At 53.5% G+C, this 13,585-nt stretch carries 14 protein-coding genes; 12 read left to right on the top strand and 2 right to left on the bottom strand.

What is annotated here, in order from left to right; translation table 11 throughout:
• Position 1 precedes the first annotated feature (1 nt).
• From AC0LWE_RS02790 to AC0LWE_RS02750, 9 genes are all read left to right on the top strand, one after another.
• Positions 2 to 1,591, top strand: coding sequence for a methyl-accepting chemotaxis protein (locus AC0LWE_RS02790; RefSeq protein ID WP_219346581.1), 1,590 nt, complete (start codon positions 2 to 4; stop codon positions 1,589 to 1,591).
• Between the two features lie 63 nt (positions 1,592 to 1,654).
• A complete protein-coding gene (glsB, locus tag AC0LWE_RS02785; RefSeq protein WP_202665413.1) occupies positions 1,655 to 2,581 on the top strand; it encodes a glutaminase B in 927 nt (308 codons plus the stop codon).
• Complete coding sequence (locus tag AC0LWE_RS02780; protein ID WP_131486532.1) at positions 2,581 to 2,943, top strand: DUF4186 domain-containing protein; 363 nt, start codon at positions 2,581 to 2,583, stop codon at positions 2,941 to 2,943. The genes glsB and AC0LWE_RS02780 overlap by 1 nt, the downstream gene beginning before the upstream one ends.
• Before the next feature lie 109 nt (positions 2,944 to 3,052).
• A complete protein-coding gene (locus AC0LWE_RS02775) occupies positions 3,053 to 4,501 on the top strand; it encodes a GGDEF domain-containing protein (protein WP_219346580.1) in 1,449 nt (482 codons plus the stop codon).
• 180 nt (positions 4,502 to 4,681) lie between these two features.
• Positions 4,682 to 5,674, top strand: a complete 993-nt coding sequence (locus tag AC0LWE_RS02770) for a diguanylate cyclase (RefSeq protein ID WP_059179132.1) — start codon at positions 4,682 to 4,684, stop codon at positions 5,672 to 5,674.
• Between the two features lie 52 nt (positions 5,675 to 5,726).
• Positions 5,727 to 6,692, top strand: coding sequence for a sensor domain-containing diguanylate cyclase (locus AC0LWE_RS02765; protein ID WP_059178884.1), 966 nt, complete (start codon positions 5,727 to 5,729; stop codon positions 6,690 to 6,692).
• Positions 6,693 to 6,775: 83 nt separating this feature from the next.
• Positions 6,776 to 7,303: a GNAT family N-acetyltransferase gene (locus tag AC0LWE_RS02760; RefSeq protein WP_219346579.1), complete on the top strand. Its 528-nt coding sequence runs from the start codon at positions 6,776 to 6,778 to the stop codon at positions 7,301 to 7,303.
• A gap of 117 nt (positions 7,304 to 7,420) precedes the next feature.
• Positions 7,421 to 8,872 carry a tagaturonate reductase gene (locus tag AC0LWE_RS02755; protein WP_059178886.1) on the top strand — a complete coding sequence of 484 codons (1,452 nt, stop codon included), beginning with the start codon at positions 7,421 to 7,423 and terminating at the stop codon, positions 8,870 to 8,872.
• 201 nt (positions 8,873 to 9,073) lie between these two features.
• Positions 9,074 to 9,988 carry a bestrophin family protein gene (locus AC0LWE_RS02750; protein ID WP_059178887.1) on the top strand — a complete coding sequence of 305 codons (915 nt, stop codon included), beginning with the start codon at positions 9,074 to 9,076 and terminating at the stop codon, positions 9,986 to 9,988.
• A gap of 7 nt (positions 9,989 to 9,995) precedes the next feature.
• Here the strand turns inward: AC0LWE_RS02750 and AC0LWE_RS02745 are convergent, their stop codons facing one another.
• Positions 9,996 to 10,544: a GNAT family N-acetyltransferase gene (locus tag AC0LWE_RS02745; protein ID WP_131486537.1), complete on the bottom strand. Its 549-nt coding sequence runs from the start codon at positions 10,542 to 10,544 to the stop codon at positions 9,996 to 9,998.
• 95 nt (positions 10,545 to 10,639) lie between these two features.
• On the opposite strand from AC0LWE_RS02745, the gene AC0LWE_RS02740 reads away from it, so the two are divergent.
• The gene (locus AC0LWE_RS02740) at positions 10,640 to 11,110 is read left to right on the top strand and encodes a GNAT family N-acetyltransferase (protein WP_219346578.1); all 471 of its coding nucleotides are present in this window, start codon (positions 10,640 to 10,642) and stop codon (positions 11,108 to 11,110) included.
• 13 nt (positions 11,111 to 11,123) lie between these two features.
• Positions 11,124 to 11,564: a GNAT family N-acetyltransferase gene (locus AC0LWE_RS02735; protein WP_219346577.1), complete on the top strand. Its 441-nt coding sequence runs from the start codon at positions 11,124 to 11,126 to the stop codon at positions 11,562 to 11,564.
• A gap of 56 nt (positions 11,565 to 11,620) precedes the next feature.
• Here AC0LWE_RS02735 and tam read toward each other — a convergent pair whose 3' ends face one another.
• Positions 11,621 to 12,379 (bottom strand): trans-aconitate 2-methyltransferase, encoded by a 759-nt coding sequence (gene tam / locus AC0LWE_RS02730; RefSeq protein WP_202693437.1) that lies wholly within the window; start codon positions 12,377 to 12,379, stop codon positions 11,621 to 11,623.
• A gap of 221 nt (positions 12,380 to 12,600) precedes the next feature.
• On the opposite strand from tam, the gene AC0LWE_RS02725 reads away from it, so the two are divergent.
• Positions 12,601 to 13,500 (top strand): aminoimidazole riboside kinase, encoded by a 900-nt coding sequence (locus tag AC0LWE_RS02725; RefSeq protein ID WP_096759581.1) that lies wholly within the window; start codon positions 12,601 to 12,603, stop codon positions 13,498 to 13,500.
• Positions 13,501 to 13,585 lie beyond the last annotated feature (85 nt).

Genomic DNA, 13,585 nt, shown 5'->3' with positions numbered 1-13,585 from the left:
TATGAACCTAACGCAAATTTTCCGCCGGCGTGCGAAGCGCAGGATACCGCGTCAGTTTGGTCTGCTGGCAGGCATCTTTTGTATTATCGGACTCTTTTCCGCACTGCAACTCTCCTCGTCGATACTGCTGACGGCCTCACTGCGCGACGCACAGCGTAATGAACAACAGAATCAGCTGACGCAACAGCAGCAGAGCAAACTGGATCTGGCGCGCGTTTCGCTATTAGCAGCAAGCGATCTGCTTAATCGCTCTGGCGTCTATTTCATGCAGGATAAAGAAACCGGATCCGAAGGAAGCTGGCACAGCCTGATGGATGAAGCCCAGAAAGCCCTTAGCGCCTCACAGCAGGCCTGGAATGCGTGGCGTGCGCTCAATCCGCCAAAAGACGAGGCGCTGGTTAACAGCTATCAGCTCTTCTTTGGGGCCATCAACGAGCAGGCGGAAGGGCTGGTGAAAACCAACTCGATTGACAGTTTTTTTGCCGTGCCGGCTCAGGCCTTCCAGACCGATTTTAACGATAACTTCGCCCGCTATCAGCTTGCCAGCGAGGCCCGCGCAGGTGTGGGCCGACAGTCGTTAATGGACCGGTTATCAAACCTCCAGTCACTGTTCCTGCTCGCCCCCGTGGTGTTGCTTATGATTGCGATCCTGGTGTGGTTTGGGATGTCGCGCTGGGTCATTATCCCGCTGCGTAAGCTTATTGCGCATATCGACAGGCTGGCCGCAGGCGATCTGTCGGGAATGCCTCCGGGCGTAAAATGCTTTAACCGTGAGATAGGGCAGCTTAACGCCAGTATCACCACCATGCAAAATGGCCTACAGCAGCTGGTGACGGAAGTCAGCGACGCGACGCTGTCGATGGTCGAGAATATTGGCTCGCTGGCCGACGGGAATCAGAAGCTGTATCAGCAGTCTGCGCGCCAGGCGCAAGAGCTTAATGACGTCACCGCGCACATTGCCGCGCTGGAAACGCACGTTGAGGGCAATTCCGGCTACGCGAAACTGGCAAGCAGCCGCGCGAACGAAGCGCGACAAACGGCAGCGGGTGGGGATGTGATGATGTCTACGGTGAATGCGTCAATGCAGGCGATTGTCGAACGCTCGTCGGAGATGCGTGGGATCGTCACCCTGATCGACAGCGTCGCGTTCCAGACCAACATTCTGGCACTTAATGCGGCGATCGAAGCCGCGCATGCGGGCAACGAAGGCCGCGGGTTTGCCGTGGTGGCGCGGGAAGTGGGACTGCTGGCAAGAAAGAGCAGCCACTCTACACAGACCATCCAGGCGCTGATTAATCACTCGTTGCACGGCATCGAAGAGGGATCAAAGGCGGTGGTTAGACTCGAAAACAATCTGCAGCAGGTCACCGGGCTGGTCGCCAATTTAAGCAGTTTGCTGGAGGATATTTCGGCGGCGACGCTGAGTCAGGGGGAGAGCATCCATCAGATGACGCGTCAGCTTCAGGCGCTCAACCAGGTTTCTCGCCAGACCGACGCGCTGGTGACGACTGCGTCAGAATCCTCGCGCCGATTGCACGATGAATCTTATCTGCTGATGCAGGCCGTTTCGCGCTTTCGTCTTCCAGCCTGACGCGCTATATCCGCCTCTGATATACTCACAGGCCGATTTTGGCCTGTGGGCAAGGAGCAGACTGTGGCTGCGGTCATTGATAATGAGATGCTGGACGATATTCTGGCGCAAGTTCGCCCGTTACTGGGGCAGGGAAAGGTCGCCGATTACATTCCTGCGCTCGCCTCGGTGAGCGGAAACAAACTGGCGATTGCCATTTGTACCGTGGAGGGGCAGCTTTATCAGGCCGGTGATGCTACCGAGCGCTTCTCCATTCAGTCCATTTCCAAAGTATTAAGCCTGGTCGCGGCGATGCGCCAGTACGAGGAAGATGAGATTTGGCAACGTGTCGGTAAAGATCCGTCTGGTCAGCCGTTTAACTCGTTATTGCAGCTGGAAATCGAACAGGGGAAACCCCGTAATCCGTTTATTAACGCCGGGGCGCTGGTGGTGTGCGATATGCTGCAAAGCCGTCTTAGCGCGCCTCGCCAGCGCATGCTGGAAATTGTGCGCCAGCTGAGTGGCGTTTCCGATCTGAGCTACGACGCAAACGTTGCACGCTCTGAATTTGAACATTCAGCGCGAAATGCTGCGATTGCCTGGCTGATGAAATCCTTCGGTAATTTTCATAACGATGTCGCGACGGTGCTGCAAAACTATTTCCACTATTGCGCGCTGAAAATGAGCTGTGTGGAGCTGGCGCGCACGTTTCTGTTCCTGGCCGATCGGGGCTATTCTTCGCATCATGCGCAGGCGGTAGTGACGCCAATGCAGGCGCGGCAGGTAAATGCGCTTATGGCGACCAGCGGGATGTATCAGAATGCCGGTGAATTTGCGTGGCGCGTCGGGCTGCCTGCAAAATCGGGCGTCGGCGGCGGGGTCGTCGCGATTGTGCCGCATGAGATGGCGATTGCCGTCTGGAGCCCGGAACTGGATGACACCGGGAATTCCCTCGCGGGCGTCGCGGTACTCGAAAAGCTGACCCAGCGCCTGGGACGCTCCGTTTACTGATGAATACGCTCGATCCGCTTTTCGCCCGTCTGGCGCGGTCGACGTTCCGCTCGCGCTTTCGGCTGGGCACCAAAGAGCGACAATATTGTTGGGACAAAGGCGCGGACATTATCGACCAGCATGCGGCGGATTTTATCGCCCGTCGGCTGGCTCCCGCACAGCCGGTTAACGATGGGAAACAGACCCCCATGCGCGGTCATCCGGTGTTTATTGCCCAGCACGCGACCGCAACGTGCTGTCGCGGCTGTCTGGCGAAGTGGCACCAGATTCCCCAGGGACAAGCGTTAGATGCCGATCAACAGGCTTATGTCGTGACCGTTATTCACCATTGGCTGGTCCTGCAAATGAACGCCAAACATTGAGGGCTTATCTTGCCGGGTTATGCATGTTACACATACATGCTAATCTTTGATTATTCATGCTGATGACCGCTAAATAATTGCGTTAAGCGATTATATGGATTGATATTTAATGCCCTCTTCCTTGCTCTCATTTAAGCCGTTCCAGCCCGACAACGTTCTGCGGAATTCACTCAGCATTTTCGCGCTCACCACGCTGTTTTATCTTATTGGTGCAGAACTGCGTCTCGTGGAAGCGCTCTCACTCTTCTGGCCGCTGAACGGCGTCATTGCAGGGGTGTTCGCCCGCTATGCGTATCTCAATCGCCTGCGTTACTACGCGGTGTCCTATGTCGCTATGCTGATGTATGACGCGGTGACGACCAACTGGGGCATTGCCTCCGTGGTGATTAATCTCTCCAATATGGTCTTCATCGTCACGGTGGCTCAGCTGGTCACGCGGGACAAACAAATGGGACGCCAAACGCCCGAGCCTATCAATGCGCTGCGGCTGTTTAACTATTGTCTGATTGCTGCGCTACTGTGCGCGCTGGTGGGGGCGATCGGCTCTGTTGGCATTGACAGTCAAACCTTCTGGCCGCTGTATGCCGACTGGTTTAGCGAGCAGTTTTCAACGGGTGTGCTCATTTTACCGTGCCTGTTGACGATCAAAGTGCCGGAGATGAATCGTTCGGTGCAGGTGGGGCATTTCTTGCCTGTGCTGGCGCTGGTGGTGTCGGTGATCGCCTCTGTAGTCATTGGCGGCGCGGGCAGTCTGGCATTCCCGTTGCCGGCGCTTATCTGGTGTGCCGTCCGGTATTCACTCCCGGCGACCTGTCTGCTGACGTTCCTGACCGGGGGAATCGAAATTATCCTGGTGGCCAACTCCATTATCGATATTGCCGTCGCCACGCCGCTGTCTACGCCGATGATGTTCTCTGCACGCCTTGGCATTGCCACCATGGCCATTTGTCCCATCATGGTTTCCGTGAGCGTGGCGGCGATCAATTCGCTTATTTATCAGGTTTCTCTGCGGGCAGATTATGATTTTCTCACGCGTGTGTACTCGCGTTCAGGCTTGTATGAGGCGCTAAAGCACGAAGAGTCTCATCGGCATCCCCGTTTTTTAACGGTCATGCTGCTGGATATTGATTACTTCAAAAGCATCAACGACAACTATGGTCATGAATGTGGCGATAGCGTGCTGGCCGCATTTGCTGCGAAAGTGCAGCAGGTCGTGGGCGAAGACGGGATCGTTGCGCGAATGGGAGGCGAAGAATTTGTGGTTGTGGTGAATTCGGGCGATGTACGTCAGGGCGTCGAGCTTGCTGAACGAATTAGAGAAACTATTGCGTCACACCCGTTTAGCTGGCGTCAGCAAACGCTCTTTTTGACAGTCAGTATTGGCCTCGGCAGTGCAAAAGCTGAATCCTGGCAGCTGACCGATGTGTTTAACATGCTTTTGGCTGAAGCCGACGATTATCTCTATCGTTCGAAAAAAGCAGGGCGAAATCGTACCAGTGCGCGTCAACCGAACGATCGGCCAGCGGTAGGCGAGGGAAAAAATCCCGAACGCGTGTAACCGTCACCATCCCAGGCAGAATGCGGCACAGATGTTATCAATATGCGGATATAATTGTTGCCAGGTATTTTTAAGCTCAATAAGATACCCGAGATTTCACATCGGAAAAAACGCAGCATGAACGGAATGGACAAACTGAGTAAACAGCATCGCTTACCAGGGAATCGGTTTGTCAAACGTATGTTTTTGATGCGTATCCTTGGCACATTTCTCTGTTTTATTCCTATTCTTACCGTTTTGATTGAACAGCAACGTTCAGAATGGCTAATGCTTTTACTCGCCTTGAATGCCTTTGTCTGGCCAACCGTGGCCTGGCAACACGCCAGCCGATCTTCAACGCCGCTGGTGACCGAGCATCACAATCTGGTTGTGGACGCCGCGGCGGGCGGCTTCTGGATAGCGATGATGGCGGTGAATCCGTTGCCCTCGGTGGTGATTGCCACCATTCTGTTAGCGGATCGGCTCTCCGCCGGCGGTTTTGTCCTGATGAGAAAAGCCGCTGTTGCGATGCTGGTGGTGTTTCTCGCGGCCTGGCTGACGCAAGGCATGCACATCGATATCTTCGTTTCTCAGCAAACCATGTTTGCGACACTGCCGTTAATTGCCATCTATATTATTGCCCTGAGCGTGCTGACCGACAGCATTGCTATCCGCTTGCGTGTCAAATCTCGTGAGCTTGAACGGATCGCGATGATGGATCCGTTGCTGGACATTGCTAACCGACGCCTGCTGGAAAAACGTATCGAAAAAGAGCTTAAAAAGCTCCAGCATGACAGTCGCGAATCGGCGCTGATGTTTATCGATATCGATAATTTTAAAGAGGTGAACGATCGTTTTGGCCATAAAGTTGGGGATACGATGCTGGCGACGGTGTCGGAGATTCTGCATCTGGCTACCCGACAGACGGATACCCCGGCGCGGCTGGGCGGGGATGAATTTGTCATCCTGCTGCCGAACACCTCAATTGAAGAGGCGCATGTGGTGGCGTCGCGAATTATGGAGGCCGCCGCGGTCATGGACGACGTGGCGGAAGAAGCGATAAATTGTACGTTAAGTATCGGTATTGCGGGGGCAACTCGTGATATGGAAAATGTCACCGACTGGCTACAGGCCGCTGATACCGCACTTTACCAGGCCAAACGCGGCGGTAAAAATCGAATTTACGCGCACTGACAAGTCGCTTGTTTAGGCTAAGCTATTAAAAAGCTGAGTGTCAGGAGACATTATGAAAGCGCCTGCAATTCCTGCCAATGAATCTGAACGTCTGCTCGCCCTGCGCGAATCCGGGCTTCTTGAATCGAATCATCTTCAGCCCTATGACCGGATCAGTCGTCTGGCGAAACGCCTGTTTAATGTGCCCGTGGCGACGGTTAATTTGATGGATGAGCGCGTGCAAGTTGCCATGTCGACAGAAGGTGCTAAGACATCCGGGCTGCCGCGAAACCTCTCTTTTTGCGGGCACACCATTCTGGATAACGCTCCGCTGGTGGTCCCTGATACGCATCACGACGCCCGTTTCCGCGATAATCCGCTGGTCACGGGGACGCCGGGAGTGCGTTTTTATGCAGGCGTACCGCTCTCTTTGCCGAACGGGGCAATAGTCGGAACGTTATGCCTGATGGATTATGTTCCCCGTGAAATGAGCCCTTCAGATCTGACGGCGCTTAACGATCTCGCCGCGCTGGTAGAAGATGAATTTGCCGCAGCCTGTGCGGCAACGACCGATGAATTGACGGGATTGTTTAACCGCCGTGGATTTAACCAGTTTGCGGCATTCGCGCTTTCCGGTGCCAGACGACGCGCGGAACCGTTAACGCTCGCCTGGATGGATTTGGACCGCTTCAGGCAGATTAACGAACGGTATGGGCACGCCGAAGGTGATGTTGCACTAAAAGCGATGACGGAACTGATGCGTGGCGCATTCCGTGAGGCTGACCTGCTGGTGCGTTATGGCGGCGATGAATTCGCGGTGCTGTTTGCGGACACCGATGAACAGGGGGCGTGGATAGCAATGCAATATTTAAACGAACAGGTGGCGAAGTACAATCAGCGCGGCCTGCATCCCTGGAGCCTGACATTCTCCTGGGGCGTGTGTGAGTTTGACCATCAGCAAAACGATCTCCAGCGCTGGCTACAAACTGCGGATGAAAAAATTTCCGCCATGAAGCAGCAGTACGCTGTCGGTCCTTAACATCACAAAGACCTATGGCGGGTCAACTTGCGATAAATCATTATTAATAGCAATGTGTTGGGGTCACTTTACAAGGAAATCCTATGACCCCGTCAATGTCCGTTCATTCGCTCTCTCGGGATGAAATCCTCTCCAATATTGATGCCCTGGCCGATATTCTCGCCAACTGCGTAAACGGCGGGGCATCGGTCAGTTTCATGGCGCCTTTTTCTCATCAAGATGCGTGCGCATTCTGGCGCGGCGTCGCTGAAAGCGTCGAACGCCAGGAGCGCACCGTGTTGGTGTGTCGCGACCAGCACGGCGAGCTTTTAGGCACCGTACAACTCCTGACCGATCAACCCGAAAATCAGCCGCATCGCGCCGATGTCGCCAAACTGTTGGTCCATGAAAAAGCGCGCCGCCGTGGTGTGGCCATGGCATTAATGGAAGCGCTTGAAGCTGCCGCCAGAGAGCAAGGCAAAACCGTTCTGGTGCTGGATACCGCAAGCGGTAGCGGGGCAGAAAGCTTCTATGTGCGTGGTGGATGGATTAGAGTGGGCGAAATCCCGGATTACGCGCTGATGCCAGACGGCGAAATGACGGCGACAACGCTGTTCTATAAGTTTTTATAATTTATTTCACAATTGCTGCATGAATTGATCAAAACAGGGTTTCATGGTCGAAAAGTTTGATAAGTTATTGGACCAATCTTATCGGGCTGTATGACTACTTAAAAAAGGAACCCTATTGTGAACACACTCAACCGTCGCGATTTCCCCGGTGCGCTCTATCCTGAACGCATCATTCAGTTTGGTGAAGGTAACTTTCTGCGTGCGTTCATCGACTGGCAGATCGATCTGTTAAACGAACATACGGATCTGAATTCGGGTGTGGTGATTGTCCGCCCAATCCAGAGCGATTTTCCGCCTTCACTGAGCACCCAGGACGGTTTGTACACCACAATCATTCGTGGTCTGAATGAGCAGGGCGAAGCGGTGAGCGATGCGCGTCTTATCCGCTCCGTTAACCGCGAAATCAGTGTTTACAGCCAGTACGACGAATTCCTGAAGCTCGCGCACAATCCTGACATGCGCTTTGTTTTCTCCAACACCACGGAAGCGGGCATCAGCTACCACGCCGAAGACAAATTTGACGATGCGCCTGCCGTCAGTTATCCCGCCAAACTCACCCGTTTGCTGTTCGAGCGCTTCAGCCATTTCAACGGTGCTGCTGATAAAGGTTGGGTCATCATTCCTTGCGAACTGATTGATTATAACGGCGATGCCCTGCGTGAACTGGTGCTTCGTTATGCGCAAGAGTGGGCGCTGCCCGCAGAATTTACGCAATGGTTGAATGATGCCAACGCCTTCTGCTCAACGCTGGTTGACCGTATTGTGACGGGGTATCCGCGTGACGAAGTTGCCGCGCTTGAAACAGAGCTGGGCTATCACGACAGCTTCCTGGATACCGCTGAGCACTTCTATCTTTTTGTCATCCAGGGACCTAAATCCCTCGCCAGCGAATTGCGTCTGGACAAACTTTCGCTGAATGTGCTGATTGTCGACGACATCAAGCCGTATAAAGAACGTAAAGTCGCGATCCTGAACGGGGCGCATACCGCGCTGGTTCCCGTTGCTTTCCAGGCTGGTCTGGACACCGTCGGCGAAGCCATGAACGACGCAGAGGTTTGTGCGTTTGTTGAAAAAGCCATTTATCAGGAAATTATTCCGGTACTCGATTTGCCGAAAGATGAGCTTGAATCCTTCGCCAGTGCGGTGACAGGGCGTTTCCGTAACCCGTACATTAAGCATCAGCTGTTGTCGATTGCATTGAACGGCATGACAAAATACCGTACCCGCATCTTGCCTCAACTGCTGGCAGGGCAGAAGGCAACCGGCAAATTACCGGCTCGTCTAACGTTTGCCCTTGCCGCGCTGATTGCGTTCTATCGCGGGGAGCGCAACGGGGAACGTTATCCGGTACAAGATGACCAGCACTGGCTTGATCGCTATCAGCAGCTGTGGACCCAGCATCACGACAAACAGATCAGCACCAGCGAACTGGTGAAAACCGTTCTGAGCGTGAGCGAGCATTGGGAACAAGACCTGACGAAAGTCAGCGGATTGGTAGAACAAGTTACGCTCGACCTTGATGCGATTTTGCTTCAGGGAATGCGCACTGCGGTGAAACAGCTCTGCTAATTATTGCCCGGCTGCGGCCGGGTTTTTTAAAACAGTACATTAGTTACAACATACTATTTACCAAGCTTTTAAAAAACTCACTTCAGCATCGTGCCGCTTTTTGTCTAATAGGGTAGAAATGCAATATCCTGGTAACAAGCTTGCAACGGTGACGGGGATCACGTTTAATAGTCGCGCTCTTTATTTTGCCTGAAGCTGACTATGATTGTTCGTCCTCAACAGCACTGGCTGCGCCTGATTTTTGTCTGGCACGGTTCCGTCCTGTCTAAAATTTTTACCCGGCTGTTTCTCAACTTTTTGTTATCAATTGCCGTCGTTTTGGCGCTGCCCTGGTACTCGTCGCTGGGTTTCAAGCTGACCGTTGCGCCATTCAGTATTCTTGGCGTGGCGATCGCTATTTTCCTCGGTTTTCGCAATAACGCCTGTTATTCGCGCTACGTCGAAGCTCGCCAGCTGTGGGGGCAGTTGATGATAGCGTCACGCTCGTTGTTTCGCGAGGTGAAAAACACATTACCGGACGATCCGCATCTGGGTGAGTTTGTGCGCCTGCAAATTGCTTTCGCCCATTGTTTACGCATGACGTTGCGCCGACAGCCGCAGGCCGAAAGGCTGGCACGCTATCTCAGTGCAGACCACCTGCGGGCGGCGATGGATTCTCAATCTCCGGCTAACCGTATCCTGCTGATTATGGGCGAGTGGCTGGCCATCCGCCGCAGAGAAGGGCAGCTGTCGGATATTCTTTTCCACAGTTTGAATAATCGCCTGAATGATATGTCGGTCGTGCTGGCGGGTTGCGAGCGTATCGCCAATACGCCCGTCCCGTTTGCGTACACGCTGATTTTGCATCGCACCGTCTATTTGTTCTGCATCATGCTGCCGTTTGCGCTGGTTGGCGATCTGCATTACATGACGCCGTTCATCTCCGTTCTGGTCTCTTATACCTTCATTGCACTCGATGCGCTGGCAGAAGAGTTGGAAGAACCGTTTGGTATTGAAAACAATGATTTGCCGCTCGATGCAATCTGTAATGCGATGGAAATCGATCTGCTGCAAATGAACGATGAGCCAGAAATCCCCGCACGACTGTTACCCGACAGACGCTATCAGCTGACGTGATGAACCCTCAGGAACGCTTCAGGGCGTTCCACTCTTCGCGTGTAATTTCCCAAAGCTCGGAATCCAGTTCGCCGCAGACGTAGGCTTTCTTTTCGGTTTTCACCAGACGCATGCCGCTGCTAACGGAAATCCGCTGTGAACGGTCATTGATAGCGGCTTTTGGCGCGCGAAGAAGAGGTCTGTTCAGCGTGTTAAACCAATAATCTGTGGCGGCAATGCTGGCTTCTCGCATCAATCCCTGACCCTGCCATTCCGGCGCAAGCCAGAATCCACGATTGTTATCTTCCTCGTCGTACAGGCAGATTAGCCCTATCAATTGGTCGGGATCGTCATGCCGGCGAATCGTCCAAAACCAGGCGATACCTTTTTCGATATCCGGCAGCGCAACGTTATTGACGTAATATTCTGCCCCATTTTCCGGGTAGGGCCAGGGCACGCTGGCGACCATATAACGAACAATCTCCCAGCGCGGATAACGCTTCTGAATTTGCTCCGCATCCGTTTTTTCTAACGGCTTCAGTAACAGACGTTCCGTGGTGAGCGTTGGCGTGGCCATATCAGGATCTCCCTTTTTAGTCGTTATGTTTTTGTTTGCCTTCTGCTATTTTCATGAGTATCACATTCTAAAAAGCCTGAACAGCAGAGGAATAAATGACCTTAAGACGTGCAGTACCTGAGGAAGCAGAAAAACTCTGGCAAATTCGCAATCTGGCGATTCGCGCAGGCTGCCAGAGCAATTATGACGCCGAGGTTATCGATCGCTGGACGCCCGATCTCATGCCGGAGAGCTATCGTCAGGTCGTTATCGACAATCCCTTTTTCGTCGCCGTTGATGAAAACGGCGAACCGGTCGCCACAGGCTATCTCGATCTGGCGATGAACAGCATGGAGGCCGTGTTTACTGCGCCGAACGCGACGGGTAAAGGGCTGGCCGGGGCGATTATCGCGGCCATAAAAGCGGAGGCGCGCCAACGGGGAATAACGCGGATCACGCTCTCATCCACGCCCAATGCGCACGCATTTTATCTGAAGCAAGGATTTAGCACGCTCGGCGAGAACCTGTATGTTTCAAAACTTGCAGGAGCCGAATTACGCAGTGTCGATATGGCAATCGACGTCTGAAAAGAGGTTATCAATGACCATAAAGGTAAGAGAGTTACGTCCGGAAGATTATGCGCAATGGCGATTGCTCTGGGATGGATATGTCAGTTTCTATAATCATCACCTGGATGAATCGGTCACGAAATTCACCTGGGAAAGGGCACTTAACCCTGATTCAGCTCTTTTATGCCGGGTAGCCGAAACAGAGGGGAAAGCGATCGGTTTTGCCCTCTGCGTGCTGCATGAAGGGACATGGACCACGGCACCCATTTGCTATCTGGAGGATCTGTATGTCGATGCCGAGGCCAGAGGCATGGGCGCGGGCAAAGCCCTGCTAGATGCGCTTCAGTCCGAAGGAAAACGCGAGGGATGGTCGATGCTTTACTGGATGACGCGGCAGGAAAACCCCGCGCGGCGGCTCTATGACCGTTATGCCGGGGTGGATGATTTTGTACGTTACCGTGTGCCGCTTTGAGCATTAACATCACACTGACGCCCATATTGCCGACAGTGTGATGAAAACTTTTTTGTCTAAGGCTCTCGTCTGGCAACGAAAAACAGTCGCGGAAAGGCCAGTAATATCTGTCCATTTTCCTGAATTGGATACTGCTGAACCAGCAGTTCATGATACCGCTCCAGAAACTTCAGCTGTTCATTTTCGCTTAACTCCTGCATCCACGGACGTAAACCCGTCGCACTGACCCAGTCAATAATGGCCTGGTGGGAGCTCATTTTGTGGTAGTACGTGGTTCGCCAGATGTCCACATCGCAACCGGCTTCGGTCAAAATATCATAATAAGCATGAATACCCGGTAGCGGCTCGCGGGCACGATTTGGATAGCCCTGTTCGTAAGCGACTTCACGCATCAGAACATGGCTCGGTTCGTCCGTGTTATCGGGCATTTGCACCGCCAGAACGCCATTGAGTTTGAGCAGGGAAATGAGGTGCGGGAGCAACGCGTAATGATCCGGAATCCACTGCAGGGAAGCGTTAGCGTAAATAAGGTCGACAGCGTGTTCTGGCTTAAACTGCCGGACGTCAGCCTCAATGAAGCGACATTCAGGCACCGCAACGCGCGCCTGTTCCAGCATCGCAGGCGAATTATCGACACCCATAATCCGGGCCAACGGCCAGCGTTGATGTAAAAGGGCGGTGCTGTTGCCGGGGCCGCAGCCTAAGTCGAGCACATCTGACACATCGTCTAGCGCAATGCGTGCGAGTAATTCCGCAGCCGGACGCGTTCGTTCCGCGCCATATTGCAGATATAAAGAGGGATTCCAGTCAGCCATGCGCACATCTCCTGGTTGCGTGTACAAAAAGTGTAGATGATCCGCTATTTTTGGTCTGTTTCGACGCTCAACTCAACCCTATCATTGGCGCAACAATTCTTCTTATGATTGTGGCAGCAAATGCTTTTCTGATTCTCATCATTTTCTCACCACTATTTCCCGTTTTCAGATGTTGTGCTTAAATAGCTAAACCGGTTTAACAAATTTAGCTAAAGGTGAGCATTATGAAGAAAATATGGGTCCTGGGCGATGCGGTTGTCGATTTGTTGCCCGCTGGCGAAGGACGATTGCTGCAATGTCCAGGCGGAGCGCCCGCCAACGTGGCGGTTGGCGTTGCGCGTTTAGGTGGAGAGAGCGGCTTTATTGGCCGAGTGGGCGACGACCCGTTTGGGCGCTTTATGCGACAAACGCTGATCGCCGAAAACGTGAACGTGGATTCTCTGTCTTTGGATGCGCAGCACCGTACTTCAACAGTCGTGGTTGAATTGCAACCCGACGGCGAGCGCTCGTTCACCTTTATGGTTCGCCCGAGTGCCGACCTGTTTTTGTCACCCCAGGATTTACCCGCTTTCCATCAGGGGGAGTGGCTGCACGCCTGTTCCATTGCACTCAGCGCCGAACCCAGTCGCACCACCACTTTTCAGGCGATGGATGCCGTTAAGGAGGCGGGAGGACTCGTCAGTTTCGATCCCAATATCCGAGCCGATCTCTGGCAGGACGCCCACGTTTTACGAGAGTGCCTTGATCAGGCGTTACGCAAAGCCGACATGGTTAAGCTGTCACGAGAGGAGTTGACGTTTCTCACCGGGCAGCTCGCGGTCGATGAGGGCCTGAGGTTATTAGTGGATCACTATGCGGTACCAATGGTACTGGTCACCTTGGGTAAAGAGGGCGTTGTCGCCTGGCACAACGGCCACCTCACGACTTACAACGCGCCAGTGGTCAACAGCGTGGATACCACCGGTGCGGGCGATGCCTTTGTCGCCGGGATGCTGTATGGCCTGGCGAGCGGAATATCCGATTTCCCGACCATCATTGCGCTGGCACAGCGCTGCGGTGCGCTTGCCACGACGGCCAAAGGCGCGATGACCGCGTTACCGTACCGACGCGATCTGGATTAAAAGCGTATTCCGCCTCTGCCTCTCGCACTGAATTGTCGCCCTGGTCACATTTACTAAAACGGTTTAGCAAAAAAAGTTGCCGAAG

Source organism: Lelliottia sp. RD5 (assembly GCF_056032945.1).
This window is presented reverse-complemented; position numbering and strand designations above follow the sequence as displayed.

Coding starts and splice junctions, on each gene's coding strand:
- AC0LWE_RS02750 (WP_059178887.1), top strand. CDS start 9,074: ATGATTGTTCGTCCTCAACAGCACTGGCTGCGCCTGATTTTTGTCTGG.
- AC0LWE_RS02765 (WP_059178884.1), top strand. CDS start 5,727: ATGAAAGCGCCTGCAATTCCTGCCAATGAATCTGAACGTCTGCTCGCC.
- AC0LWE_RS02760 (WP_219346579.1), top strand. CDS start 6,776: ATGACCCCGTCAATGTCCGTTCATTCGCTCTCTCGGGATGAAATCCTC.
- AC0LWE_RS02780 (WP_131486532.1), top strand. CDS start 2,581: ATGAATACGCTCGATCCGCTTTTCGCCCGTCTGGCGCGGTCGACGTTC.
- AC0LWE_RS02790 (WP_219346581.1), top strand. CDS start 2: ATGAACCTAACGCAAATTTTCCGCCGGCGTGCGAAGCGCAGGATACCG.
- AC0LWE_RS02770 (WP_059179132.1), top strand. CDS start 4,682: ATGTTTTTGATGCGTATCCTTGGCACATTTCTCTGTTTTATTCCTATT.
- AC0LWE_RS02745 (WP_131486537.1), bottom strand. CDS start 10,544: ATGGCCACGCCAACGCTCACCACGGAACGTCTGTTACTGAAGCCGTTA.
- AC0LWE_RS02740 (WP_219346578.1), top strand. CDS start 10,640: ATGACCTTAAGACGTGCAGTACCTGAGGAAGCAGAAAAACTCTGGCAA.
- AC0LWE_RS02735 (WP_219346577.1), top strand. CDS start 11,124: ATGACCATAAAGGTAAGAGAGTTACGTCCGGAAGATTATGCGCAATGG.
- AC0LWE_RS02775 (WP_219346580.1), top strand. CDS start 3,053: ATGCCCTCTTCCTTGCTCTCATTTAAGCCGTTCCAGCCCGACAACGTT.
- tam (WP_202693437.1), bottom strand. CDS start 12,379: ATGGCTGACTGGAATCCCTCTTTATATCTGCAATATGGCGCGGAACGA.